Here is a 24,937-nt window from a genome sequence, read left to right on the forward strand (position 1 = left end):
GGGTGGCGGAACTGGCAGACGCACAGGACTTAAAATCCTGCGGTAGGTGACTACCGTGCCGGTTCGATTCCGGCCCTCGGCACCATTTTTTATTTCAATAATTAGCGCCCGTAGCTCAATTGGATAGAGCGTCTGACTACGGATCAGAAGGTTGTGGGTTCGACTCCTGCCGGGCGCGCCAAATTAATATTTATCGGAATGTAGCTCAGCTTGGTAGAGCACTTGGTTTGGGACCAAGGGGTCGTAGGTTCGAATCCTGTCATTCCGACCATTTTATGGGGCCTTAGCTCAGCTGGGAGAGCGCCTGCCTTGCACGCAGGAGGTCAGCGGTTCGATCCCGCTAGGCTCCACCATAAAAGATAACCAGTATAAAGATCCTGGCGGCGTAGCTCAGCTGGCTAGAGCGTACGGTTCATACCCGTAAGGTCGGGGGTTCGATCCCCTCTGCCGCCATCTTAAAGGACCTTTAGCTCAGTTGGTTAGAGCAGACGGCTCATAACCGTCCGGTCGCAGGTTCGAGTCCTGCAAGGTCCACCATTTATATAATATTACGGAGGTATACCCAAGTCTGGCTGAAGGGATCGGTCTTGAAAACCGACAGGCGGGTAACACCGCGCGGGGGTTCGAATCCCTCTACCTCCTCCAGTTTATATTTAAATGGTGCTTGAAAAACTCGAAAAGAATATATTATTAACGCGGGGTGGAGCAGTGGTAGCTCGTCGGGCTCATAACCCGAAGGTCGTTGGTTCAAATCCGGCCCCCGCAACCAAAATGGTCCCGTGGTGTAGCGGTTAACATGCCTGCCTGTCACGCAGGAGATCGCCGGTTCGATCCCGGTCGGGACCGCCATTTTTTTAAAAAATATGGGTCAGTAGCTCAGTTGGTAGAGCATTAGATTGAAGCTCTAAGTGTCGGCGGTTCGATTCCGTCCTGACCCACCATATGCGGGTGTAGTTTAATGGTAAAACCTCAGCCTTCCAAGCTGATGTCGTGAGTTCGATTCTCATCACCCGCTCCAAGGGCCTATAGCTCAGCTGGTTAGAGCGCACGCCTGATAAGCGTGAGGTCGATGGTTCGAGTCCATTTAGGCCCACCATTATTCCGAAGTAGCTCAGTTGGTAGTAGCACCTGACTGTTAATCAGGTTGTCGCAGGTTCGAGTCCTGCCTTCGGAGCCATTTTTTTGTGGGGAAGTACTCAAGAGGCTGAAGAGGCGCCCCTGCTAAGGGTGTAGGTCGGGTAACCGGCGCGAGGGTTCAAATCCCTCCTTCTCCGCCATTGGCCCGTTGGTCAAGTGGTTAAGACACCGCCCTTTCACGGCGGTAACACGGGTTCGAATCCCGTACGGGTCATACTAAAATGATGCAGTAGATGTAACTTACATCTACTGCATTTTTTTTATGATACTTTGTCAAAATTTGCCCTTTAATCTAACAAGGCATTATTAAATTAGTGTTAGGCTTCGATTCATTTTTCCTCTAATAACTTATAAAATTGTATATGCTTTTCCTATTCTCATTACCCTCCACGCTGCCAGGAAGAATAGGCATCTGCAAAATAGAAATCATTTTTCAATTCTTCCTCTGACACTTGATAACAGCGAAAATTCCTTTCCGTCGATCTGCTGTTGCAGATAGAATAGCCCGTTCCATCGATTTTGCTAATTCATACGTGTCATTCATTCGATAAATGTGACAACATTCTTTTGCTTATCACGTTTAGAGACAATCGTGTATAACCCTCATTTAACCTTGGCTCTAAACTATCTCAAAAAGCAGCTAAAAACCATACCTTAAGATCCTCGTCTCTATCAAAAATAAGTCAATAAAATTATGCAATTCAAGAAAAAACTAAATATAATTAATATTTGCTTTGTGCTCTCTATTTGTTGGACAAATAATCCATGGAAAATCACTATAATATTGGTATATCCTTTGGAATAAATCTATCTTTCTTTTATAATGAGAATGAATAGAATTCGTAGGAGGTTATAAATGTGAATAAAAAGAAGAGTAAATGGATTATGAGTACAGCATCTGCTGCATTGGTTGCTGCAGCTGTTGTTCCTACTGCAAGTGCTGCTAACTTTACAGATATTGCAAAAAGTGACCATAAAGATGCCATTTTGGCACTAGCAGATGCAAAAATTGTAGGTGGATATCCAGACGGTTCGTTTAAGCCAAACGGGGTACTTACGAAAGGCAATGTAACGAAATTTTTAGGAAAATGGCTTGTATCAGAACACTTCCAAGTGCCAGCAGACTACAATAAAAAAGTACGTTTTACAGATTTGCCTACATCTTCAAAAGATAAAGAATTACTACAATATGCTGCGCTTATAAATGATACTGGCATTTTCAAAGGGACTAACAATAAGTTATTACCTTCCGAGAATATCTCACGTGAACAAATGGCTTCTATTTTAGTACGTGCGATAGAAAAAGTTTACGATATCGATTTAATTGCGATGTATAAAAAAGAAAACTTTAAATCTTCTATTACAGATTTAAAAGTAGCTTCAACAGAAAATCGTGAAGCCATCATCGCATTAGAATATGCAAAAATTACAAATGTAAAAACATTTAATCCGAAAAACACACTAACACGTGGTCAATTTGCGTCATTTTTACATCGTTCGATGACGAATATCAGTGACATTGTAAAAGGTCCTGTAGTGTCCATCCAAACAGTTAAAGTTGTAGATGCAAATACACTACAGGTAACATTAACAGATGGGAATAGCCATAAGGTAACATTAGCAAAGCCGCTTACTGAAAATGTGGAGACGAAGGTAGATTTTAAAATTAATGACAAACCATATTCCGCTGTTGTTACATATGAAGTCAATGAGCTAAATGTACAATCAATTGAGGGGATTAATGCCTCTCAGATTAAAGTTGTTTTCAACCAAGCAATTGACCCACTGTCTGTGCTAAAAGCAGATGGGAAATTACAGGATAATGTTGTAGCTTTCTCTAATGTGGATACTTTAAAAGTACTACCTGTAGTGAAAACAGAAATCAGTGCAGATCGAAAATCAATTATCTTTACAATGAATGAGCCATTAAAAGGTACACATCGTTATGTGTTTAATAACATCAAATCTGAAAAGGGCTTAGTGCTTCAAAAAGTAGATGCGAACTTTGTTATTGCGGGAGATACACAATCGCCTACGATTTTAGGAACAACGCAAGGAAACAATACTTCAATCGTTAAAGTAAAGTTCTCTAAGCCAATGGCAGCATTCCCAAATGAACGCATTCAATTTACATTACCAAATGGTACAAAGGTAGCGAATATAGTAGGGAGCATTGAGCAAAACGCAACTGAAGCGACTTTTGATTTATCAGCTGCAACAGTAAATGGTGTTTATTTAGCTCCTAGTACAACTATCCAAATTACATTCGTAGGGGCAGCAGATTTAGCAGGGAACATAATTTCACCAAACTCTTCTACCGTAACAGTGAAAAAGGGAGATAAGGATGGAGTTCCGCCGACACTATCTTCTGTAACACAAACTGGACCAAATACGTTCCAGCTATTGTTCTCAGAGGATATTCAACCACTTTATCGAGATGATCTTTCAATAAAAAGCGGTCAGACTTCAATTTCGGTGAATACTGTAGAGAAAGATCCGAAAAATGGTCGTTTATTCAATGTTACGGTAGATCGCTCGCTTCAAGGAAATACAACAATTGGGACAGCCCCTGGTCGTGTAATTACCGACTTATCAGGTGAAACGGCAACATTCTCAACAGTGTATAACTTTATAAGAGATGACAAAGCGCCTGCCCTAATGAATTCTGAAATTGTTTACGAGGATAGTGTAGAATATATACAATTAACTTTCGATAAACCAGTACAGTTAGGAGCTAACGCAAGAGCATCATTTACTGGAAGTTATATGAATAACTACATTTTGTATGAGGTATCAATAGGATCTCAAAGTGAGATTCAGATCGTAAAAGATCAACCTACGAAATTGCGTGTTAAAATGGCAGGATTGCTACTTGGTCATGATACAAAGGGAGCTCTTTACGAAGGCAAATTAAATTTATCTAATGTTACAAATTTATACGGAGTGCCAGTCACTGAAGCGCAAAATGTTAAGTTTACACGTAATGGTGATTTAAGTATAAATAATAAAAAACTTGCATTATTACCGACCAATGCAATTCAAACATCTGCAACAGATAAATCTATAAAAGATAATAATATTGTTTATTTAAATTTCAATTATCCTGTTGATCCAGCACTTGCTCAAAACGTTCAAAATTATAGTATTGATAGTGCTCAGGTAGAGAGTGCAATTGTAGAGGGCTCCAATTTAAATCGGATTAAGCTCACATTGAAAAAAGATTCGACTTCTTTTAGTGGCCTACGTACTATCACGATTAAAGGCTTAAGAGCAGCAAACTCTATTGAATCATTCGACGAGGTGCGAGCAACAGTTGATCTTATAGAAAATACTGCACCAAAGTTCGTATATGCTTATGCTAGCAGTGTAAATACATTAGAGCTTACTTTCAATGAGCCAATATCGAACGTTAAAGCTAAGGATTTTGATATTACAGTGAATGGTTCTTGGGTAGCAGCAGATACCTCTTGGCAGGGCAGTGATAGAGTGAAAATTACAATACCTCAGAATGGAAATTTATTTGAAAACGGTAGAACCGTTACAATTCAAGCATCCCAAAGTAATGCGATTACGGATGTCAACGGAAATAAATTGGATTTCACTTCCCAAACAATTACAGTACAAAGATAAATAAAAGAGATTAACAAGATTCCCATAATATTTGTCTTTACACAATAAAAAATAGCATGCTAGATATATACTCAGCATGCTATTTTTCTATGTCATTTTATTGCTCACATTAATGGGAGATAAACGGTGCTTTGTGCACATACTTTGCATTATCCATATGATCAATAATAAAAGTGGCTATATCTTGATTCGTAATTTTTGTACCAGGCATATCAGTAAGGTTTTCCTTTATCTGATTAGATGTTAAGCTATCTTTTACAAAAGGCAATCTAATTAATGTCCATTTGATATGTGTATTATTTAATAAAAATTCCCATTCCGTTTTTTTATCCTTCATCATTTTCGAAAAGAAAACTTCAAATAACTTTGCTCCAAAACGATTCATTATGCTTTTTTTGTCCTCTTTAATCGTAAGAGAACCACCGGAAACACCTATATAACGACTAATGTTTAAATCATTCATCACCTTAAAAATATTATTTGTAACTTTGCTATACATAGGTTCCTCTTTAGTTGGTTGACCAAATGTATTAATAACAACTTGGCAATCTTTAAGAAGTTCTTGGATGTTTTCTATATCCTGTACTTGCCCTTTCACTATTTCAATTGCATCATTTTTATACAGTAACTTTTCAGGATTTCTAACAAGCATCCGAACATGATAGCCTTTTTGTATTGCATGAGTTGCTATATGTCTTCCTACTTTCCCTGTTCCTCCAATTATCGCTATCTTATAGGAATTTTCCATTATATGCCTCCAATTAAATATACTAGTAGATATACGATAAAACTCATCAATAAGATTCAAATTTTTCTTTTTTTACTAAAGTATGTAATATCGTTTTGTTTTGTGATTCTATAAGCTAAGATGAAAATAGAACAAAAGCTAGGGGGATATGGATGGGAAAACTATTGTGGAGTAACAACCAGCAATATTTGTTACAGAAGAACGTAGAACAAGTAGTACCTTTTCTACGTCATTTTTCACCGGAACAAGTAAATCGTGTTGGGAGATTTCAGCGTACATATGAGAAGTTTGAAAGCACTCCATTACGTAGCTTAAATGCTTTTGCATCATTAGTTGGGGTACGAAGTATTTTTGTAAAAGATGAATCTTATCGATTTGGCTTAAATACATTTAAAGTATTAGGTGGCGTTTATGCAATTGGGCAGTACGTTGCCAAAAAGTTAGGTAGGAATATTGATGAGCTATCGTTTGAGGAGCTTAAATCACCAGAAGTAAAGGAGCAGCTTGGGGACTTAACGTTTATTTCAACGACAGATGGCAATCATGGTCGTGGAGTGGCTTGGGCTGCTAGAGAGCTTGGTTTGAAAGCCCGCATTTATATGCCAGCTGGTAGTGCAGAGGAGCGCCTCCAAAATATTAAAAATGAAGGTGTGTATGCTGAAATAACGACAATGAATTATGATGATACAGTTCGTTATACATCACAACTAGCAATAGAAAATGGATGGGTCGTTATTCAGGATACGATGTGGGAAGGCTATGAGGAAATTCCTTTATGGATTATGCAAGGCTATACAACACTAATAAAAGAAGTCGCTGAGCAGTTAGAAAAAGCACCTACCCATGTATTTTTACAAGCCGGGGTCGGATCTTTTGCAGGTGCAGTTGTAGCTTTCTTACAACAATATTATGAGCAAAAAATTACATTTGTCTTAGTTGAGCCTTTTGCAGCGAATTGCTATTATGAAAGTTTTAAGGCAGGTGCTGAGCAGTTTGTAACGGTTGGTGGAGAGATGCAAACAATTATGGCAGGCCTTGCTTGTGGTGAGCCGAATCCATTTGCTTGGGACCTGTTAAAGGCTTATACGAAGGTAAGTATTTGCTGTGACGAGGAAGTTGCTGCAACAGGTATGCGCATTCTAGGAAATCCGCTAGCAACAGATGCACGAATTATCGCTGGAGAATCGGGAGCTGCCCCAGTTGGATGTTTCTATGAATTGATGACGAATGAGCAATATACAAAGCTGAAGGATACATTGCAATTAGATGAAAATTCTCGAGTTTTGTTTATTAATACTGAAGGTGACACAGATGTAGATAACTACAGAAATATTGTGTGGCATGGCAAGTATGCAAAAATTTAATTGAAGGAAAGAGCAAACTAACGGCTAAAATGTTCTAGTTTGCTTTTTCATTATGAGCCAAATTTTTTGATTTTTTTCTTGACCTTAACGTTGCGTAAAGATTTACAGTAGCTTTAGTGGAGGTGGAAAATTTGGAATATACAATTCAAGAGCTTGCTCAATTATCCGGGGTTAGCACAAGAACACTGCGTTATTACGATGAAATTGGATTACTGAAGCCTGCAAGAACGAATGAGGCGGGCTATCGATTTTACGGACAATTTGAAGTTGATATGCTCCAGCAAATCTTATTTTATAGAGCATTAGATATGAAGCTAGCAACAATTAAGGAAATTATTCAAGCACCTGATTTCCAACATACAGAGGCACTCAAAACCCATCGTGCTGCTTTACTGACACGCAAGGAGCAGCTGGAGAAGATATTACAAACAGTGGAAAAAACCATTCAATCTATTGAGGAGGAACAACCAATGGCAAATGAAGAGAAATTTAATGGACTTAAAGAGAAACTAATCGCGGAAAATGAAAAGCAATATGGTCAAGAAATTCGTGCAAAATATGGTGACAAAACGGTTGATGCATCAAATGCAAAGCTAATGAATATGACAGAGGAACAGTATGAAGCAATGCAGCAGCTAGAACAGCAATTATTTGATCGTTTAAAAGAAGCGATGGAAATCGGCGATACGAACAATGATGTGGCAATGGAGGTAGCAGAGCTTCATAAGCGCTGGCTTAGCTTCACATGGTCACAATATTCTAAAGAGGCACATGCGGGTATAGCTCAGATGTATATAGCGGATGAACGTTTTTCAGCATATTACGATGAGCGTGTTTCTAAAGGGGCAGCACAATTTTTACATGATGCCATCATTAATTATATAAAATAAGTGATTACTCCTCATGCTTTCATGTTTTAGAAATATTAATTTAGGAAAAAATGAAGGCATGAGGAGGAGATTTTTTTGAACCCACAAGTAATGGAAAAGTTAAAAAAGCAATTAGAGCAGGAACTACAGGAAATAGAACAACAACTTGAGGAATCAGAGCGTCCACAAGCGACAGAGCTATCTAATTATGATAATCATCCAGCTGACAATGCGAGTGATTTAACAGATCAGCTAACGGAAATGGCGATTGATGAGCACCGGGGTGACGAGGCTGAAGAAATAAAGGCTGCACTACAAGCGATGGAGGACGGTACGTATGGTAAATGTGCTGTATGTGGTGAAGAGATTCCTATTGGTCGCTTAGAAGCTATGCCAAAAGCATTGACATGTGTTGAGCATGCAGAGCACAAAGAGGATAATTTAAGGCCAGTAGAGGAAGATGTGTTGTCTTCTACGCCAAGATCGGATGATTTCATAGAACTTGAGGAATTTGGCTCTTCTGATACACCTCAAGATAAAAGTTAGTAAGCATTTTCGCTCACAGGCAGTATAATAGCTGTATGGGGTGAGAATATGGACATAATTGATTTACACTGCGATGCTCTATTGAAATTAACAACTTTAGAAGCGGCAAAATTTGAAGATGATGTACGTTTGCAAGCCAATCATCAGAGATTACAATTAGGGCGGGTTAAGGCACAAGTATTTGCTATTTTTATTAATCCTAAAATTCCGCAAAGTATGCAATTTTTAGAGGCAGTGCGGCAAATTGAAGCCTTCCATACACATGTATTACAAACTGAGGGCATGGTGCATATTACGGATTGGCCGCAATTAGATACTTTAGCTCCGCATGAAATTGGTGCAATTTTAAGCTTAGAGGGCTGTGGTCCAATTGGTGAAGATTTAGCAAAGCTTTCAGCAATCTTAGATGCAGGCGTAAAGCTTGTTGGCCTGACGTGGAATGAAGAAAATGCTGTGGCTCACGGTGCTGAACAGGATGCAAGCCTTGGTTTAAAACCATTTGGTAAAGAGGTTATAAACTTGCTAAATGAGAGAGATATTATTATCGATGTTTCCCATTTAAATGAACAGAGTTTCTGGGATGTCTTGCCACTAGCAAAACATATCATTGCGAGCCATAGTAATGCACGTGCAATTTGTGATCATTCAAGAAATTTAACGGATGCTCAGGCAAAAGCACTAGTCAAGCATGGAGGGCATATTCATGTCGTTTACTACCCGCCTTTTATCCATGACAATGCTACGATGGATGATTTAGTAGCGCATGTGAAGCATCTGGCGAATATAGTAGGAATAGAGCACCTTGGACTAGGTTCAGATTTCGATGGAATAGATGCTACTGTAAAAGGTTTAGCACACGCAGGAGAGGTACAAAATTTGTTAGAGGCATTACGTGAACATTTTTCAATCGAAGAAGTTCGTGGTATTGCGAGTGAAAATTTTAGATGTTATGTTAAAAATGCAGCAGCCCGTTAAGGCTGCTGCATTTTTATTTAATACAAGAAATATTGAATTAATAAACCGATTCCTAAGAGGAAGCCGAAGAATGTATTTGTTTGCGCTGTAAATTTCATCGCAGGCATAACTTCTTTCGCTTCTTTTTTGTCGCGGAAAATTTGAATCGCACGAAGTGGTTTTGGAACGCTTAAGAAAATGATTAGAGCCCAAAAGGTAATACCATCAATTGCTACAAGAGCGATTACCCATAAGTACGAAACGATAAAAAATCCAGATAGCACAGTAATGCCATTGTCTCGGCCTACTAAAATAGCAAGCGTTCTTCGACCACCCTCTATATCGCCAACGATATCACGGATATTGTTGGACAGCATGATCGCCCCAACTAAAATCATACTTGGTACTGAAAGCAAAACAGCATCAAATGTTATTGTAAGTGTTTGAATATAAAAGGCGATTAAGACAATACCCATTCCCATAACAGCACCAGATACAAGTTCTCCGAATGGTGAATAGGCTATTGGGTAAGGTCCTCCAGTATATAAAAAACCAACAAGCATACAAACAAGCCCGACAGCAGCAAGCCACCAAGAGGTAGAGGCACATATGTAAATGCCAAGCAGCATAGCGATTGCATAAAAGCTTAAGGCAATCATCATAATTGTTTTTGGTTGAACACCGTGACGCACAATCGTACCGCCGATACCGACAGAATTTTCATTGTCTAATCCTAATTTGTAATCGTAATATTCATTGAACATATTTGTTGCCGCTTGTATAAGCATACTTGCAATGAGCATTGCAAAAAATAGTCCGAAATCAATGGTTTGTTTTTCAATTGCTAAGGCAATCGCTGTTCCTAAAAATACTGGAACGAATGAAGCGGTTAAAGTATGTGGACGTGTTAAATGCCACCAAACTTTAAAACCCCTATCAGCTTCAATGACTTTGGTCATAAGGTCTTTCTCTCCTTCAAATGTTGTAGACTATTCTTATTTTATACGAAGAATGAGAAAATGGGTAGGTTCACAGCTTATTACATACAGTTCAGGTAAAAAAAATGATACAATAGAACATGCATTTATGAACTGAAAACAATAATTAAGATAATAGCAACAGTACGAAAAATAGGCTAGCAATTAAAAAATGACGGCTATTTTAACTTCTTTCAGGGGTTTCCAAACACCCGCTGAAAGAAGTTAAAGCAAAAGAAATATGATGTGGAAAAAGTACAAACGCTCACTTCATAATGCAAAGTTTTGGTCAATTTATGTTAAAGAAAAGCCAAAGCAGTTGATATTTATGACTGAAAGTGTAGAACGTGTACAAAACATACCGTGCGTCATTCATTATGTACATTGCAACAACGGAGGTAATTTTCATGCAACAGAAGTGGTACCAAGCCACAGAGGTAGAAGTGGACTCTTTGGGCCAAAGCCTTCATTTTTATATGGAAACAATTGAAGTAAGTCGCTTATCGGCGCTCGCATTTTATGCAGCGGGTGAGGAGCATTATAAAGGTGAACGATTTTATTGGCAAAATAGAGAAAAAACAATGACATTAATAGGGCTAGGACATGCCTATACGATTCAAAATAACGCCAAAAATGATCGCTACGATGCAATAGAAGCTGAATGGAAAAGCTTAACGAAAAACGGTGTTAAGGGACAAAGTGAGCTACAGCCAATTTTGTTTGGCGGATTTACATTCGATCCACAAAATAATGTTGCTGGGGAGTGGACAGACTTTCCAGAGGCTTTTTTTGCGCTCGCAACATATCAGCTTGTCATACGTGATGACAAAGCGTTTGTAAGTATCCATCTTATTTCAAAAAATGGACAGGCAGAGTCTCAGTTTGACGCGTTACGTAAAGAGCGAGATCATTTAATTCATGCTGCTCAAGTAAAAGAAGTGAAAACGTATTCAAAGCCTGAAATCACAAGTTATTTTGAGCCATATAAGGAGCCATATTTAGCGTCAATTGACCAAGTAACAGCATTGATTAAGCAGAAGAAGGCAGATAAAGTTGTTATTGCACGCTCGCTAGCATTGCAATTTAAAGAAGAAGTTTCTTCACCACAGGTACTATCACAAATTATTCATGAGCAGCCAGAGAGCTATTTATTTGGTTTAGAACGTCAAGAATTATTGTTCTTTGGTGCGTCCCCTGAACGTCTTGTAAAAGTAGAAAAGGGCCGCGCCTTTTCATCTTGTGTTGCAGGATCTATTAAACGTGGTAAGACAGCAGAGGAAGATGAAGCCTATGGACAAAGCTTATTAAATGATTCGAAAAATGGTGGCGAGCATCAATATGTTGTCGATATGATTGCGGAAACATTCCGTAAAAATTGTGTGGAGATGAAAGTACCAAATAGTCCTCGCTTACTAAAGATTAGAGATATACAACATTTATATACACCTGTTGAAGGTCAGTTGAATAATGAGGCAACCATATTACAACTGACAAAGTCTTTACATCCAACGCCAGCTTTAGGTGGTGTGCCAAGAAAAGAGGCAATGGCAGCTATACGTAAGTATGAGCCGATGAATCGTGGACTTTACGCAGCTCCAATTGGTTGGGTAGATGCTGAAGGCAATGGGGAATTTGCAGTGGCCATTCGTTCGGCTGCTTTACTTAAGGATAAAGCTTATTTATATGCTGGTGGCGGTATAGTAGCAGATTCAGAGCCACAATCTGAATATGAGGAAACATTAGTGAAATTCCGTCCAATGCTTCGCGCGCTAGGAGGAAAATTACATGAGTGAACGAGAAATGTTAACGGATTATGTTTATAAAATGGTAGCATCACTAGTGCAAGCTGGTGTTGAAAACGTTGTAGTCAGCCCTGGCTCACGTTCGACACCTTTAGCTTATGCATTTGCTTCAACGAAACAGCTCCATATGTATCGTCAGGTTGATGAGCGATCGGCTGCCTTTTTTGCGCTAGGAATTGCAAAGGCTACAGCAAAACCTGTTGTTCTTTTATGCACATCGGGAACAGCTGCGGCAAACTATTTTCCTGCCATTGTTGAAGCAAGCTATGCTCGTGTACCGTTAATTGTCATCACAGCTGATCGTCCACATGAATTGCGAGAGGTGGGTGCACCACAGGCTATTAATCAGCCGAATTTATATGGTACAAATGTCAAATGGAGCGTGGATTTCCCTTTGGCAGATGGTGCCGCACCAACATTGCCGTTTATCGAGCGCCATATTGCACGTGCGGTAGCGATTGCAATGAGTGCACCATTTGGACCAGTGCATATTAATGTACCGTTTAGAGAACCTTTGTTGATTGATTTTCGAGAGGAACTTCCAGAAGCGACATTTAAGCACAGTAGTATGGGTCAGTTAATACCTTCAATGGCGACTCAACAAGAGCTATCGGAGATTTTACGTGCAACTAAAAGAGGCTTTGTTATTATTGGTGAGCTACCGCTCGGCACGGATTTAACTATTATATGGAAGTTTATTCGCCAATTAAAATGGCCGGTCATTGTCGAGAGTTTATCCAATATGCGGTCTTCTGTCCCTGAGGATTGTCTACCTTATATGATCACGACGTACGATGCAATTATGAAAAGTGAAGACTTTAAAGCATTAGTTGAACCAGATACGGTACTACGTTTAGGAGCACAGCCAGTTTCTAAATTTATCATGCAATTTATTACTAAATCTCAGCCAAATGCTTATATTGTTGTCGATGAAGATCCGATGTTCCGTGATGCTACAGGTGTGTCTACTCATTTTGTTCATGCAAGTATTGGTGAGTGGTTCACGCAATTAGAAGTCTCTGAAACAGCATTAGAAGCAGCGTATTTAGCTGAGTGGCAAGATGCTAATGATATAGCACTAGAGTATATTGAACACTATTCTGATGGTGCGATTGATGAGGGAGCAATGGTAAGTCGATTACTTAAAATGATTCCTAATGGCAGTGATATTTTTGTTAGTAGCAGTATGCCAGTGCGTGATATTGATACATTTTTAATGGCGACACAGAAGGATCTTCGTATTGTCGCGAATCGTGGAACGAATGGTATTGATGGCGTCGTATCGACTGCAATGGGCTTTAGTCAAGGAAATAACCGAGAAACCTACTTGCTTATTGGCGATTTAGCCTTTTTACATGATGTCAACGGGCTAATTGCTTCAAGATACCAGGAATGCAACCTAACAATAATCGTTATGAATAATGATGGCGGCGGTATTTTCTCTTATTTACCACAATCTACAGTTGAGGCACATTATGAAGATTTATTTGGTACGCCAACTGCCCTTAAATTCCATGATATTGCCAATATGTACGATATGGATTATATACGAGTAGATGATATTTCAGAGCTATCAGTAAAGTTCACTACGATGAAAAAACGACCAATGCGCTTAATTGAAATTTTCACGAATCGAGAGGAAAATGTGTATGCGCATCGGGCACTGTGGAATCGCATTAATGCGGGGTTAAAAGCATGGCAAAGCTAATGATTCGAGGGCTTGTAACGAACTTGGAAATCTGGAATGAAGAAGCGGAGCAAACGCTCGTTGCATTGCATGGTTTTACAGGTAGTACGGCTACATGGCGGAATTTAGCGAAAGCTCTACCTAGTGTACGAGTTATTGCCATTGATTTAATTGGACATGGTCAAACCGCTATACCTCAGCAAATTAGCCGTTTTTCTATGCAAGAGCAAATCCAAGATTTAGAGGAAGTTTTTTGCCAGTTAGAGCTTAAGAAATTTACGCTGCTAGGCTATTCAATGGGTGGGAGAGTTGCATTATCGTATGCAAACTCCTACCCTGAAAGCATTGAAAAGCTAATTTTAGAAAGTGCTTCGCCAGGTTTACGAACTGCAAAGGAACGTTCTGAACGTTGTGAGAGGGATAACGCTCTTGCTGAAAAAATAATTAGTAATGGATTGTTATCATTTGTCAATTCATGGGAAAACATTCCTTTGTTTGAATCTCAAAAGTGTTTATCACACAATGTGCAAGAAGCGATTAGGTTCGAACGACTTTCTCAGAAGGAAGAAGGCTTGGCAGGTAGCTTACGAGGCATTGGTACAGGAAGTCAGCCATCGAATTGGATGGCATTGGAGAAGCTTGAATTTCCTGTGCTTTTAATGACAGGCTCACTAGATGAGAAATTTTGTAAAATCGCACTAGAAATGAAAGCGTTATTAAAAAATGCCAAGCATACGACAGTAAATGACACTGGACATGCAATTCATGTGGAAAATCCCGCTGAGTTTGCTACAATAGTAGAGGAGTATTTAACGTAATGTTATTTTTACGTTATCGCCTCGATTTTGAACGAGACGAATTTAATTATTAGGAGGCAATTCAATGACACGTCAATGGACTAGTTTACATACTTATGAAGACATTAAGTATGAGTTCTATAACGGTATCGCAAAAATTACGATTAACCGTCCAGAAGTGCGCAACGCATTCCGACCAAAAACGGTAATGGAAATGATCGATGCTTTTTCACGTGCACGTGATGATAAAAATGTTGGAGCTATCATTTTAACTGGTGAAGGTGAGCATGCCTTCTGTTCAGGTGGAGACCAAAAAGTACGCGGCCATGGCGGCTACGTTGGTGAAGATGAGATCCCACGTCTAAACGTTCTTGATTTACAACGTTTAATCCGTGTTATTCCAAAACCTGTAGTAGCGATGGTTGCAGGTTATGCAATCGGTGGAGGACACGTATTACACGTTGTCTGTGACTTAACAATTGCTGCTGATAACGCTCGCTTTGGACAAACTGGACCAAAAGTTGGTTCATTCGATGCTGGTTATGGCTCAGGCTATCTTGCACGTATTATCGGTCATAAAAAGGCGCGTGAAATTTGGTTCCTTTGCCGTCAATATGATGCACAGCAAGCACTTGATATGGGATTAGTTAACACAGTTGTTCCTTATGAGCAATTAGAAGATGAAACTGTACAATGGTGTGAAGAAATGCTACAAATGTCCCCAACTGCTCTACGCTTCTTAAAAGCAGCAATGAATGCAGATACAGACGGTTTAGCTGGTCTTCAACAAATGGCTGGCGACGCTACTCTTCTTTACTACACAACAGATGAAGCTAAAGAAGGTCGTGACGCATTCAAAGAAAAACGTCAACCAGATTTCGGTCAATTCCCAAGATTTCCTTGATTATCTGAAGCGTTGAACGGCTCGTATCTTAATGAGATACGAGCTTTTTGTATATCTAAAGGGGCAAGACGGATAGACTTGCTAGAGCGACGGAAATTTACGGCTTAGCGGCGGAAGCCCATGTTTTAGCGTCGGAACCCCATGCTTTAGCGTCGGAACCCTATGCTTTAGCGTCGGAACCCTATGCTTTAGCGTCGGAGCCCTATGCTTTAGCGTCGGAACCCTATGCTTTAGCGTCGGAGCCCTATGCTTTAGCGTCGGAACCCCATGCTTTAGCGGCAGAAAACCATGTCAGAGCACCGAATAGACTTTTCAAAAGAACGGATTACCTCATGGACATATCTCGTCAAACTAACAAATAGACGGATGATGCGATAAAGCGGTAAGATTAAGGCTGATTGGAGGAATAACGAGATGTATCTAAATTGGATTTTACAGCGAGCGTATTTAACACCTTTACGAAACGGTTTAACATATAATGGGCAGACTTGGACATTTCAAGAATTAAATGATTTATCGTTAAAACGTGCTCGTCAACTTACAGCACTGGATATTAAGCAAGGGGACCGTATTGCCATAATGGGGCCGAGTAAGCCTTCCTTGGTCATTATGATGTACGCGTGTATGCATTTACAATGTGAAATGGTCATGCTAAATCGTAGGCTAACACAGGATGAAATTGCCTATCAGCTAGAGGATTCAGGGGCTTTGGCGGTATTAATTGCAGATGAGGATATAGAAAAATTACCATCACAGACGTCTTATTATTTATTTTCTACTATAGAAAAAAGTACAGAAGTGGCTATTGATATTACGAAAGAATGGTCTTTAAACCAAACAACATCGATTATGTATACATCTGGTACGACTGGTTTTCCAAAGGGCGTTTGTCAAACAGTTGGAAATCACCAGGCAAGTGCAACGGCCTCCGTTTTAAATATAGGTTTGCATGCGGAGGATACTTGGTTATGTGCTGTACCACTTTTTCATATTAGTGGCTTTTCTATTTTAGTGCGCTCACTATTGTACGGTAATAAAGTGCATTTATATGATCAGTTTGATGCAGCAGCCATTTCCAAAAAAATAATGGATGGCGAGGTTACACATATGTCAGTAGTCGCTGTCACATTGGAAAGGATTCTACATACCCTTGAACAGAAAAACGCGCAAGCTTCACCAAAATTTAAAATGATGCTAGCGGGTGGTGGACCTGTGCCAGTAGATTATTTAAAGAGAGCTCATGCATTAAATTTAGCTATAGCTCAAACGTATGGTATGACAGAAACTTCATCACAAACGGCAACATTAGCAAATGAAGATGCGATGCAAAAAATTGGTTCTGCGGGAAAACCACTATTTTTTAATCAAATTCGCATTGCTGAGCCGAATGACAATGGTGAAGGGGAAATTTGCATTCGTGGCCCACATGTTACACCAGGGTACATTGGTCGTTTTGCCCAAAAAGGCGCAACGATTGATGGCTGGCTTCATACTGGGGATATTGGTTATATAGATGAAGAAGGTTATTTATTTGTCATTGATCGTCGGGCGGATTTAATTATTTCAGGTGGCGAAAATATTTATCCTGCTGAAATCGAAAATGTGCTACTTACACATCCTGCTGTTAAGGAAGCGGGAGTATGCGGCATTGATGACGATGCGTGGGGGCAGGTACCAATCGCCTTTGTTGTATTAAAAGAAGAAGTACAGGTAGAGCAAATACAAGCATTTTGTCAAAAGAAGCTTGCTAAATATAAAATACCAAAAGAAATTATTGTTACGGACGAGCTCCCTCGAAACGGTGCCAACAAGCTACTTCGTCGAAAATTAATGGACTAATAACAAAAAGAAGCCTTCATTGTAAGATGGCTTCTTTTCGTGTTGTTGAAAAACATTACAAAGTAAGGCTCTTCGGCAAAACGAGGGTTGATTTCCGTTCCTCTATAGGCTCGCTCCAGGGTCTCATCTGTGACGCTAATCCCCAAGGAGTCGCCCAGTCTCCACTCCAATCAACCACTTCACTTGGCATATACCTTATGGCATGACACTCGATAATTTTTATACATTTAAAGGCATTTGCATTCAAAAATCATTAAAAAAGTTGTTTAATTCTTATTGGAATAAAGCCCCTGTTAGTTGGATATATCATGAATTACATTTTTCTGTTGCTCTATATTTTTTAATTACAGTTGCTAAAATTGCAATTAAAAAAACGATGACACTATTTATTATTAAATAGTATCCTACTTGCATACCATAAAATATTGCAAAAGCATCACGAATAATAAATAGTGCTAATGCACCGCCGATACCCGCGAATGAAACTGCCAATAGCAATATTGTAAAAGCAGCAAAATAAAGATTTTTCTTTTTTTTGTAGGATATAAACCCAATAATATTTGCAATAACGATAAAAAAGCCTATAAGTATTAAGAAAAAACTATTCATTTAACTCCCTCTTTTCAATTCAACCTTTAACTATTATATACAATAAATGTAATTAAAGCTGTAGATTATACAGTTTTTTCTAAGAACACTATCATCAGTTGTTATGGAGCTAAACTGCGCAGTTAGTTCAATAAGAATTAAACAACTTTATTATGTTTTAAAGGACTTTATTGTAAATTAAGCAACTTTAATGTTACTAAACATTAAGACGGCATCCACTTATATGATGGATGCCGTCTTATTCATTCCTGCATTTGTGTGAAATGAGTCAAACCATGACAGAATAAGAATAGCTCCATAAGTATACAATCATTATTTATCTGTTTTTTTATGATATTTTTTGTTATCCTCTGATTTTTTAAGCTGACCATCGTCAACTAAACGCTCCAATGCTTTACGGTTAGCCAGAATAGCTTTTTGCAAACTCTAAGCTATTTTTTCTTTTAGTTCCATCATAAACCTCCTTTGGTATAAGAATGACCACTATATGCTTGTTATTTGAACGGGCACGAATCAACATTGCACACCTTGATTATCATCTTTGTTAAATACCCGTAGTCTTATTGAAACTCTTCATATTGGTTGGCTTTCCATCGTTTTTGATTTTCTGCTACGTACGGCTCCACTGATAGTAATCAATTATCTTGTATCATTACTTATCTTTAATGTTCCAGAGTAGAAGGCCTCTTTTATTCGTTTTAAGAATCATTTTTAGTAAACTTTTAGGATTAAATTAATCATTCATTAACATAATAAGAAATGACAGGCATAAACTAGTTATTAAAGGAGAATGGCTCATATGAGAAAATATATATATAATGTTGTCATTATATTATTTGTTCTACAAATGAGTCATGTGCAAGTATTCGCAAACTATGAACAAAAGAATATTGCAACTGCCAATTCAATAGAAACACTACAACATTTAATTCAAAAACAAGTCATGCAATTATCTACTGAATTTGACATTCGTTATACTGGTAATACATCCGAAATAAAAGATGAACTATCTGAGCTAATTAAACATGCTATTAAGGATCCATATATTTACGCCAATATTTCTAGTTTTAAATGGAAATATGATGGTTATGCCAATAATATTGTCATTACATTTGAGTTTACCTATCATATTTCACAGGAAGAGGAGGCATTTGTAGAACAAACTTTGGCGAATATTATTGCACCTATGCATGGATTAAGCGAATTGCAGAAAATACAGGCTGCACATGATTTTATCGTTCTATCTGCTGAATATTCAAAGGAAACGAAAGGAAGTCAATATTCTCCCTACACATTGCTTACGGAAAACAAGGGAGTTTGTCAGGCATATGCTTTGGTGCTTTATCGAATGCTAGAGATGCTAGGCTTTGAGGTACAATATGTACCAGGAAAAGTAGGGGGACAGCTACACGCCTGGGTCTTAGTGAAGCTTGATAATGCATGGTATCATATCGATGTTACGTGGGATGATCCATTGCCTGATCGTAAGGGGGAGGTACTTTATAATTATTTTTTAGTTTCTGATCGCCAATTAGCACAGGATCACTCTTGGGACTATACGAGTTTCCCAGCCGCTACAAGCGAAGCCTATATTGATTTACAAAAAACGAGTAAGGTTGAAGTTCTTACAAAACCAATCATGGATAATCAGTTTACCTTTGATAAAGGGCTGTCCGTTTTAAGTAAAAATAAACAAATAGTAAAGCCATTAATAGAACAGCCTACAGTGCTTTTGAAAGGTCATAAAAGCGATAAGAGTGTTCAGGTACATCTTAATGAATGGGAACCAATCATTTTAGAAAGTAATACAGCCCAAGTAAAGGCGAATCGAAAGATAATACAAAATGCTGTCGATAAGAAAAAAGGGCTAATTAGTATTTATAGAGCGGAAAAACGAATGCCACAAGAAAAGTATGTCATAATAAAGGAGGTGCCCCATACGATGTTCAGGGCACCTCCTTACTTTATTTGTGAGCGTTTAATGCAGTATTTAAAGTTTTAATATTTTTCTTCATAAGGGTGAAGTAAGTCTCATTATTCTTGACATCATCTGTTGTTAAAACGCTTAAATTGTGCAAGACAAGAGACTCTGCTCCAACCTCTTTTTGGATAACCTCGGCTAATTTAGAAGAGACATTTTGCTCGAATAAAATGTAGTGAATATGCAAATCATTTGCTTTATCAACAATCGCCGTAAGTTCTTTTTGAGAAGGCTCATTTTGTGAGTTTAAACCGGCTATTGGAACTTGCTTTAAGCCGTATTGTCCCGCGATATAGCCAAATGCTGCATGTGATACGAAGAACGTCTTCTCTTGCGCTTTATCAGCCATTGCTTTATATTCGCTATCTAAATCTTGAAGTTCTTTTACTAATGCCTCGTAGTTAGCTGTAAATGTAGCCTCTTGTTCTGGCATTTTTTTAACTAGAGTGTTTTTAATGGAAAGTGCTAAGTCTTGACTGATAGTTGGTGATAGCCATACATGTGGATCTACATTACCGTGATCATGATCATCGTGTCCGTCTTCATGATCATGATGTGCTTCCTCTTCATCATCATGTGTATGACCTGTGCTCAAAGCTAATTTTTCATCTGAAACCTGATCTGCAGTAGCCACCATTGTTACATCTTCATTAGCTAGAGTTTTTTTAGCATTTTCAACAAAGCCTTCGAGACCTAAGCCGATATAGAAAAATATATTAGCATCTGCTAATTTCATCATATCCTTTTGTGTTGGCTCAAATGTGTGCTCATTGGCGCCAGCAGGATAAATAGAAGAAACCTCTACAAAATCGCCACCAATTCGTTGTGCAAAATAACTTAATGGATAAACAGTTGTGTAAATTGTTAATTTATCCTTTGTCTCTGACTGTTTGGATGTTGTTGATTTATTCCCACAGGCAGCAGTAAATAGGGCAAGGACTGCAACTAAAAATAACAAACATACTTTTTTCATCTTATAGCATACCTCTTTCAAATAGTAATCATTACGATTTGTTTTTTAGAACAGTTCCTATAATAACGCACATCAGAAAAAAGTACAAGAAAAAATGACCCTCGAAAATTAATTCTTTTTCGAAGGCCATTTTTCAGGTACTGGATCAAAGCCACCTGGATGGAATGGATGGCATTTTGATATACGTTTAATCGTTAAATAGCATCCTTTAATGGCACCGTGTTTTTGAAAAGCTTCAAGTCCATAGGAGGAGCAAGTAGGATGGAAGCGACAAGATGGTGGCGTCATGGGTGATATAAATTTTCTGTAAAACTTAATGAGCCATATAAAGGGATATTTCATATTTGTTTATCCTTTTGTTGAGCGTTGATTTGTTTAGGCTTAGCATCGATAGTTTGTGTAAAGAAATTGCCTTTTTTCTTCAATAAGACAATGACAGAAACGCCAAACATAAGCATCATCATTGCGATCATAATAATTATTGGTAATGGTACTCCCATTGCGTTCACTCCAAATTCTATTTGTTAATAATATTATAAAAGAATCTCTTGAAAAAATGTAGAAATTGAACTAGTCATCATCTTGATGAAAGCTTTTCTGTGGTTTTTCATCAACTGTATGTTTAAAAGCATACGCACGATTGACACTTAAAATAGTCGCGACCGTTACTAAAATAACGATGATTGCTGCTACAACTAAGAGTGTGATTAAACTCATGGCATTCACTCCGTTCCTTATTCATACTTCCTATTATAAATTAGATAATCTAACTTAGTTGTGAAGGAAGTTTGACATTCCAGCGAATAAAACAGTCCTTTTACCACCATACTATGGTAAAAGGAGTGTTTTGTAGAGATGGATCGTCAGCGTGTATATTTTTCACTTGCCAATAGAACGTATTATACAAATCCATATGCAGGACAGTGGAACTTTGAACTCAACATAGATCGCCAAGCATTGGATGTCTTTGAAAAGATTTTTCAGCAAATGCAGATGTTGGAAATTGCGAATGCATGGCGTGCGCAATTGCCATATATACAGTATCATCTTGATAGAGAAAATGATGAAATTGATTTACGATTAAAAAAAATCTATGCACTCGTTCATGAGTATGGAGATGCAGATACGAAGGCATTTGTAGAACAGCTTCCTTACTTCAACAAACGTGTCTAAAAGTAGAGGGTCACTGAAAAAATTCAGTGACCCTCCTTTGCTTTAACAAATAGCTTTTAAAATAGTAAAGACTGCTTCTCGTGGCACTACGACAGGAATACTAAGCTTGTTTTTTATCGTATTTTTCATGGCAGTAGAGTAACCCATACAATCTAGGATAAGTAATTCTGCCCCATGTATTTCTAATGACTTAGCCTTTGCCAATAAATCTTGTTCGTTAAAACGATAAGGAGAACTAGCTTCAAATGTTACATTAAATCGTGACTTTTGCCATTTCTCAGCAACGCTAATTTGCTGCTCAGGCTCAGGTCCAATCAAACCGAGCGTTAAATCAGCATTCATGCCTCTTACTAAATAGGTCATCATTCGATCGGGAAGTAATAGGTTTTTACCAGATAAGGTGTTTGTGAAATCGCCTGTGCACATAAGTAAAACCCAAGTAAATTCCTTAAGTTCATAAATTCGTTTCTGAATAAAAGGCATCAGCTTTTTTTTACTTAGCTTTATCTGCTCACCATTTGCGAGAAGAGTTACTAAAACATCTGAATCTTCACGAGTTGGAGCAAGTGCCGAAATTTCTGATGATGTCAGTAAATCAAGTACACCGAATTCTGTGACATGTAAACCAGCATTTTTTAATTGTTGAATATCAGCAGCCATGTCTTTGCGAGGTGCCTGACCAATTGTGACGATTGCGATTTTTGATTTCACCAATTTTCTTCACCCCGCTTCGTAATTTTTTTTACCATTGACATAGGTTTGTAGCACTTTCGCTTCAGTTTCAAAAATCGGATGAGACCATACTACGAAATCTGCATCTTTGCCTTCTTCAAGAGAGCCGATTCGATGATCGAGCTGTACAAGCTTAGCCGCATTAATGGTGATACTTTTTAATGCGGTTTCTTCATCTAATCCATAACGAATTGCTTCAGAGGCGCAATACTTTAAATATTGAATTGGTACAAATGGATGGTCAGTCATAATAGCGAATGGAATATTATGTTCCTTAAAAATTTTTGCGATTGCTGGTGTTGAATTACGTGTTTCATACTTTGATGGTGTAAGCATATAGGGCCCTACAGTTGCATTAAATCCACTAGCTTTCACAGCATCAACAATCATATGTCCTTCCGTACAGTGCTCTAAATGTAGCTGTACATTAAATTCTTTTGCAATACGAATCGCAGTCATGATATCATCTGCTCGGTGACAGTGAAGACGCAGTGGCATTTCGCCTTGTAGCACCTCGATAAATGGACGTAACTCTAAATTATGTTTTACATGCTCTGTTTTTTCTTCTTCACTTAGACGAGTGGCACGTTGGAAGCCATCGCGTAATAATTGAGCAATTGCCATACGTGTCATGGGTTTACGCTTATATTGATTGCCAAAAACATTTTTAGGGTTTTCACCTAAAGCGCCCTTTAAGCCACTACGCTCAACTAGTATTCTTGAAGAAAGTGTTGGACCCGCAGTTTTTAATATGCTCCAAATCCCGCCGATGACATTGGCACTTCCTGGCCCAGTTTGAACGGTAGTTACGCCACCTTCAAGAGCATGCTGAAAAGAAAAGTGACGAATATCTACACTGTCCAAAGCGTGCATGAGGGGGGTGAACGGTTCACTATATTCATTAGCATCATTTATATCCTCAGTAACCTCTGCCCACGTACCAACATGTGCATGAATATCAATTAAACCTGGTGTCACAAATGCTCCATGTAAATCAACTACTTCAGCATTGTCAGGGATTTCTTTAGCAGGCCCTACATAGACAATACGACCATCTTCGATCCATAGCTGTTCAAAGAGATCATTTTGTTCATTTACTGCTATAAATTTTGCATGATGATAAATAATCATTTTGTCAGTCCCTCTTCCCATGCGTATACTTTTTTACCCTTAATAAAAGTGGCAACAACTTTTGCATCTAAATCTAAAGGATGCTTATTCCAGACAACAAAATCAGCTAGTAAACTATCTTTAATGGAACCTGTTATATGTTCTATTCCAAGGAAAGTAGCCGCACCAGTCGTTAACGCATAAACCATATCCTGACGTGATAATCCTTCCCGAACTGCTAAACAACCTTCAAGTGCTAGATGAGTTGCACTACTTACGGGATGATCTGTGCACAATACAAATGGGATTTTACTTGCTGCAAGCTGCTTGTATAATTTAGGTGACAGTGCCATCATTTCGTTATGCTCAATATAACGGAATGTAGGGCCTGCAATGACTGTATTCAATAATGGATCCTCTAGAAGCGGGATTTCAGTGCCATGGATGATATGGAAATCAAATTCGAATTCTTGTTGTAGGCGGGCAATTAATTCGATATCAACAGCTTTATGTGCTCGTACCACAATTTTTCGAATTAGAGGCTCCTGCTCTTTAATTTGTTGGAGTGTTTCTCTCATAATCTTTGCAATACCCATACGAGTCAATGGCTTTTTCTTCTCGACAAAAAACGTACTTTTAGCATTTTGACCAATTGAGAAGGAGTAGGCGACATCTTTTTTTATCACCATCTCATCAACCGTTGTATGAATGTGGTGTATAATAGCTGTTTTCGCACCAATTAAGCTTTTGGGAGAGGGGACAATATGAGATGCAGTTATGCCGTGTGAAATTGCTTTTTTAAATGCGATATCAAATGGATATATTCCATCTACGACTGAATATTGTAGATGTGATTCAAACTCAAAGCTATCATCACCCTCCCAGCGAATGCCAATTTCAGCTAGTCCAATTTGTGAGCAGCTGTCGATAAAGCCGGGAGTGATGTAATAACCATCTAAATCGATTTTTGTTTCAACGGCATTCGATTGTTTGAAATATTGTCCATGTACTTGAAAATTGCTTTTTTCAAAACTACGAGTCTTAGAATTGAAAACGAGTCCATTTATATAACGAGTCATCGAAAATTCCCTCCATATGAATAGAA

At 38.4% G+C, this 24,937-nt stretch carries 22 protein-coding genes, 15 tRNA genes and 1 pseudogene; 27 read left to right on the forward strand and 11 right to left on the reverse strand.

Annotation, left to right across the window (positions count from 1 at the left end; genetic code table 11):
* The first annotated feature begins 2 nt into the window (after positions 1-2).
* The 15 genes from ABH968_RS14445 (at position 3) to ABH968_RS14515 (ending at position 1,351) form a co-directional block, all read left to right on the forward strand.
* Positions 3-85: transfer RNA gene (locus ABH968_RS14445), tRNA-Leu, on the forward strand.
* A 19-nt stretch (positions 86-104) separates the two neighbouring features.
* Positions 105-181: transfer RNA gene (locus tag ABH968_RS14450), tRNA-Arg, on the forward strand.
* 13 nt (positions 182-194) lie between these two features.
* Positions 195-271: transfer RNA gene (locus ABH968_RS14455), tRNA-Pro, on the forward strand.
* Positions 272-277: 6 nt separating this feature from the next.
* Positions 278-353 (forward strand) — tRNA-Ala (locus ABH968_RS14460).
* A 26-nt stretch (positions 354-379) separates the two neighbouring features.
* A tRNA-Met gene (locus tag ABH968_RS14465) sits at positions 380-453 on the forward strand.
* A 7-nt stretch (positions 454-460) separates the two neighbouring features.
* Positions 461-537, forward strand: a tRNA-Ile gene (locus ABH968_RS14470).
* Positions 538-552: 15 nt separating this feature from the next.
* Positions 553-645 (forward strand) — tRNA-Ser (locus ABH968_RS14475).
* 49 nt (positions 646-694) lie between these two features.
* A tRNA-Met gene (locus tag ABH968_RS14480) sits at positions 695-769 on the forward strand.
* A gap of 4 nt (positions 770-773) precedes the next feature.
* Positions 774-849: transfer RNA gene (locus ABH968_RS14485), tRNA-Asp, on the forward strand.
* A gap of 16 nt (positions 850-865) precedes the next feature.
* A tRNA-Phe gene (locus ABH968_RS14490) sits at positions 866-941 on the forward strand.
* A 3-nt stretch (positions 942-944) separates the two neighbouring features.
* A tRNA-Gly gene (locus ABH968_RS14495) sits at positions 945-1,018 on the forward strand.
* Position 1,019: 1 nt separating this feature from the next.
* Positions 1,020-1,096 (forward strand) — tRNA-Ile (locus tag ABH968_RS14500).
* A gap of 4 nt (positions 1,097-1,100) precedes the next feature.
* Positions 1,101-1,177 (forward strand) — tRNA-Asn (locus tag ABH968_RS14505).
* Between the two features lie 9 nt (positions 1,178-1,186).
* A tRNA-Ser gene (locus ABH968_RS14510) sits at positions 1,187-1,277 on the forward strand.
* Between the two features lie 2 nt (positions 1,278-1,279).
* Positions 1,280-1,351: transfer RNA gene (locus tag ABH968_RS14515), tRNA-Glu, on the forward strand.
* A 172-nt stretch (positions 1,352-1,523) separates the two neighbouring features.
* Here ABH968_RS14515 and ABH968_RS27855 read toward each other — a convergent pair.
* Positions 1,524-1,648 (reverse strand): annotated as a pseudogene (locus ABH968_RS27855) (IS30 family transposase); the annotation flags it as partial.
* A gap of 347 nt (positions 1,649-1,995) precedes the next feature.
* Here ABH968_RS27855 and ABH968_RS14520 point away from each other — a divergent pair.
* On the forward strand, positions 1,996-4,767 hold the full coding sequence (locus ABH968_RS14520; protein WP_370044983.1) for an S-layer homology domain-containing protein: 2,772 nt from the start codon (positions 1,996-1,998) through the stop codon (positions 4,765-4,767).
* Between the two features lie 109 nt (positions 4,768-4,876).
* Here the strand turns inward: ABH968_RS14520 and ABH968_RS14525 are convergent, their stop codons facing one another.
* Positions 4,877-5,515, reverse strand: coding sequence for an NAD(P)H-binding protein (locus ABH968_RS14525; protein WP_370044985.1), 639 nt, complete (start codon positions 5,513-5,515; stop codon positions 4,877-4,879).
* A 152-nt stretch (positions 5,516-5,667) separates the two neighbouring features.
* Between ABH968_RS14525 and dpaL the strand changes: the two genes are divergently transcribed.
* From dpaL to ABH968_RS14545, 4 genes are all read left to right on the forward strand, one after another.
* Positions 5,668-6,879: a diaminopropionate ammonia-lyase gene (gene dpaL / locus ABH968_RS14530; RefSeq protein WP_370044987.1), complete on the forward strand. Its 1,212-nt coding sequence runs from the start codon at positions 5,668-5,670 to the stop codon at positions 6,877-6,879.
* Between the two features lie 131 nt (positions 6,880-7,010).
* A complete protein-coding gene (locus tag ABH968_RS14535; RefSeq protein WP_370044989.1) occupies positions 7,011-7,769 on the forward strand; it encodes a MerR family transcriptional regulator in 759 nt (252 codons plus the stop codon).
* A gap of 75 nt (positions 7,770-7,844) precedes the next feature.
* The gene (locus ABH968_RS14540; protein WP_370044991.1) at positions 7,845-8,294 is read left to right on the forward strand and encodes a TraR/DksA C4-type zinc finger protein; all 450 of its coding nucleotides are present in this window, start codon (positions 7,845-7,847) and stop codon (positions 8,292-8,294) included.
* A gap of 48 nt (positions 8,295-8,342) precedes the next feature.
* Positions 8,343-9,269, forward strand: a complete 927-nt coding sequence (locus ABH968_RS14545) for a dipeptidase (RefSeq protein ID WP_370044993.1) — start codon at positions 8,343-8,345, stop codon at positions 9,267-9,269.
* Positions 9,270-9,286: 17 nt separating this feature from the next.
* On the opposite strand, the gene ABH968_RS14550 is transcribed toward ABH968_RS14545, so the two are convergent.
* Positions 9,287-10,207 (reverse strand): 1,4-dihydroxy-2-naphthoate polyprenyltransferase, encoded by a 921-nt coding sequence (locus ABH968_RS14550; RefSeq protein WP_370044994.1) that lies wholly within the window; start codon positions 10,205-10,207, stop codon positions 9,287-9,289.
* A 425-nt stretch (positions 10,208-10,632) separates the two neighbouring features.
* On the opposite strand from ABH968_RS14550, the gene ABH968_RS14555 reads away from it, so the two are divergent.
* From ABH968_RS14555 to ABH968_RS14575, 5 genes are all read left to right on the forward strand, one after another.
* Positions 10,633-12,018 carry an isochorismate synthase gene (locus tag ABH968_RS14555; protein WP_370044996.1) on the forward strand — a complete coding sequence of 462 codons (1,386 nt, stop codon included), beginning with the start codon at positions 10,633-10,635 and terminating at the stop codon, positions 12,016-12,018.
* Entirely contained in the window at positions 12,011-13,735 is a 1,725-nt protein-coding gene (menD, locus tag ABH968_RS14560; protein WP_370044997.1) for a 2-succinyl-5-enolpyruvyl-6-hydroxy-3-cyclohexene-1-carboxylic-acid synthase, read from the forward strand. The genes ABH968_RS14555 and menD overlap by 8 nt, the downstream gene beginning before the upstream one ends.
* On the forward strand, positions 13,723-14,532 hold the full coding sequence (gene menH / locus ABH968_RS14565; RefSeq protein WP_370044999.1) for a 2-succinyl-6-hydroxy-2,4-cyclohexadiene-1-carboxylate synthase: 810 nt from the start codon (positions 13,723-13,725) through the stop codon (positions 14,530-14,532). Before menD ends, menH begins: the two co-directional genes overlap by 13 nt.
* Before the next feature lie 64 nt (positions 14,533-14,596).
* On the forward strand, positions 14,597-15,415 hold the full coding sequence (gene menB, locus ABH968_RS14570) for a 1,4-dihydroxy-2-naphthoyl-CoA synthase (protein WP_049667407.1): 819 nt from the start codon (positions 14,597-14,599) through the stop codon (positions 15,413-15,415).
* Between the two features lie 414 nt (positions 15,416-15,829).
* Complete coding sequence (locus ABH968_RS14575; RefSeq protein WP_370045001.1) at positions 15,830-17,254, forward strand: o-succinylbenzoate--CoA ligase; 1,425 nt, start codon at positions 15,830-15,832, stop codon at positions 17,252-17,254.
* 306 nt (positions 17,255-17,560) lie between these two features.
* Here ABH968_RS14575 and ABH968_RS14580 read toward each other — a convergent pair whose 3' ends face one another.
* Entirely contained in the window at positions 17,561-17,863 is a 303-nt protein-coding gene (locus ABH968_RS14580; RefSeq protein WP_370045003.1) for a 3-isopropylmalate dehydrogenase, read from the reverse strand.
* A gap of 799 nt (positions 17,864-18,662) precedes the next feature.
* Here ABH968_RS14580 and ABH968_RS14585 point away from each other — a divergent pair.
* Entirely contained in the window at positions 18,663-19,865 is a 1,203-nt protein-coding gene (locus tag ABH968_RS14585; RefSeq protein WP_370045005.1) for a transglutaminase domain-containing protein, read from the forward strand.
* Here ABH968_RS14585 and ABH968_RS14590 read toward each other — a convergent pair.
* The 4 genes from ABH968_RS14590 to ytzI all read right to left on the reverse strand — a co-directional run bounded on the left by ABH968_RS14590 (position 19,828) and on the right by ytzI (position 21,534).
* Entirely contained in the window at positions 19,828-20,817 is a 990-nt protein-coding gene (locus ABH968_RS14590; protein ID WP_370045006.1) for a metal ABC transporter solute-binding protein, Zn/Mn family, read from the reverse strand. The genes ABH968_RS14585 and ABH968_RS14590 overlap by 38 nt on opposite strands.
* Before the next feature lie 108 nt (positions 20,818-20,925).
* Positions 20,926-21,159, reverse strand: a complete 234-nt coding sequence (gene yidD, locus ABH968_RS14595; RefSeq protein ID WP_370045008.1) for a membrane protein insertion efficiency factor YidD — start codon at positions 21,157-21,159, stop codon at positions 20,926-20,928.
* Positions 21,156-21,317 carry a hypothetical protein gene (locus ABH968_RS14600; RefSeq protein WP_370045009.1) on the reverse strand — a complete coding sequence of 54 codons (162 nt, stop codon included), beginning with the start codon at positions 21,315-21,317 and terminating at the stop codon, positions 21,156-21,158. Before ABH968_RS14600 ends, yidD begins: the two co-directional genes overlap by 4 nt.
* A gap of 70 nt (positions 21,318-21,387) precedes the next feature.
* A complete protein-coding gene (ytzI, locus tag ABH968_RS14605) occupies positions 21,388-21,534 on the reverse strand; it encodes a YtzI protein (protein ID WP_370045010.1) in 147 nt (48 codons plus the stop codon).
* Between the two features lie 138 nt (positions 21,535-21,672).
* On the opposite strand from ytzI, the gene ABH968_RS14610 reads away from it, so the two are divergent.
* Positions 21,673-21,990 (forward strand): transposase, encoded by a 318-nt coding sequence (locus ABH968_RS14610; RefSeq protein ID WP_132364602.1) that lies wholly within the window; start codon positions 21,673-21,675, stop codon positions 21,988-21,990.
* Positions 21,991-22,032: 42 nt separating this feature from the next.
* Here ABH968_RS14610 and ABH968_RS14615 read toward each other — a convergent pair whose 3' ends face one another.
* From ABH968_RS14615 to ABH968_RS14625, 3 genes are read right to left on the reverse strand one after another with little or no spacing between them, the layout of a single operon-like run.
* Positions 22,033-22,701, reverse strand: a complete 669-nt coding sequence (locus ABH968_RS14615; protein ID WP_370045157.1) for an AroM family protein — start codon at positions 22,699-22,701, stop codon at positions 22,033-22,035.
* Between the two features lie 9 nt (positions 22,702-22,710).
* On the reverse strand, positions 22,711-23,853 hold the full coding sequence (locus tag ABH968_RS14620) for an amidohydrolase (protein WP_370045012.1): 1,143 nt from the start codon (positions 23,851-23,853) through the stop codon (positions 22,711-22,713).
* Positions 23,850-24,911 (reverse strand): amidohydrolase family protein, encoded by a 1,062-nt coding sequence (locus ABH968_RS14625; protein ID WP_370045014.1) that lies wholly within the window; start codon positions 24,909-24,911, stop codon positions 23,850-23,852. Before ABH968_RS14625 ends, ABH968_RS14620 begins: the two co-directional genes overlap by 4 nt.
* Positions 24,912-24,937: the final 26 nt, after the last annotated feature.

The sequence above is a fragment of the Lysinibacillus sp. RC79 genome, from assembly GCF_041262405.1.
Lineage (GTDB): Bacteria > Bacillota > Bacilli > Bacillales_A > Planococcaceae > Lysinibacillus.

Excerpts from the sequence above, each read along its gene's own strand:
- ABH968_RS14550 (WP_370044994.1), bottom strand. The coding sequence starts at position 10,207 with ATGACCAAAGTCATTGAAGCTGATAGGGGTTTTAAAGTTTGGTGGCAT.
- menD (WP_370044997.1), top strand. The coding sequence starts at position 12,011 with ATGAGTGAACGAGAAATGTTAACGGATTATGTTTATAAAATGGTAGCA.
- menH (WP_370044999.1), top strand. The coding sequence starts at position 13,723 with ATGGCAAAGCTAATGATTCGAGGGCTTGTAACGAACTTGGAAATCTGG.
- ABH968_RS14620 (WP_370045012.1), bottom strand. The coding sequence starts at position 23,853 with ATGATTATTTATCATCATGCAAAATTTATAGCAGTAAATGAACAAAAT.
- ABH968_RS14580 (WP_370045003.1), bottom strand. The coding sequence starts at position 17,863 with ATGAATAGTTTTTTCTTAATACTTATAGGCTTTTTTATCGTTATTGCA.
- ABH968_RS14600 (WP_370045009.1), bottom strand. The coding sequence starts at position 21,317 with ATGGGAGTACCATTACCAATAATTATTATGATCGCAATGATGATGCTT.
- ABH968_RS14585 (WP_370045005.1), top strand. The coding sequence starts at position 18,663 with ATGAGAAAATATATATATAATGTTGTCATTATATTATTTGTTCTACAA.
- ABH968_RS14590 (WP_370045006.1), bottom strand. The coding sequence starts at position 20,817 with ATGAAAAAAGTATGTTTGTTATTTTTAGTTGCAGTCCTTGCCCTATTT.
- menB (WP_049667407.1), top strand. The coding sequence starts at position 14,597 with ATGACACGTCAATGGACTAGTTTACATACTTATGAAGACATTAAGTAT.
- ABH968_RS14625 (WP_370045014.1), bottom strand. The coding sequence starts at position 24,911 with ATGACTCGTTATATAAATGGACTCGTTTTCAATTCTAAGACTCGTAGT.
- ABH968_RS14610 (WP_132364602.1), top strand. The coding sequence starts at position 21,673 with ATGGATCGTCAGCGTGTATATTTTTCACTTGCCAATAGAACGTATTAT.
- ABH968_RS14525 (WP_370044985.1), bottom strand. The coding sequence starts at position 5,515 with ATGGAAAATTCCTATAAGATAGCGATAATTGGAGGAACAGGGAAAGTA.
- ytzI (WP_370045010.1), bottom strand. The coding sequence starts at position 21,534 with ATGAGTTTAATCACACTCTTAGTTGTAGCAGCAATCATCGTTATTTTA.
- ABH968_RS14545 (WP_370044993.1), top strand. The coding sequence starts at position 8,343 with ATGGACATAATTGATTTACACTGCGATGCTCTATTGAAATTAACAACT.
- yidD (WP_370045008.1), bottom strand. The coding sequence starts at position 21,159 with ATGAAATATCCCTTTATATGGCTCATTAAGTTTTACAGAAAATTTATA.
- ABH968_RS14555 (WP_370044996.1), top strand. The coding sequence starts at position 10,633 with ATGCAACAGAAGTGGTACCAAGCCACAGAGGTAGAAGTGGACTCTTTG.
- dpaL (WP_370044987.1), top strand. The coding sequence starts at position 5,668 with ATGGGAAAACTATTGTGGAGTAACAACCAGCAATATTTGTTACAGAAG.
- ABH968_RS14575 (WP_370045001.1), top strand. The coding sequence starts at position 15,830 with ATGTATCTAAATTGGATTTTACAGCGAGCGTATTTAACACCTTTACGA.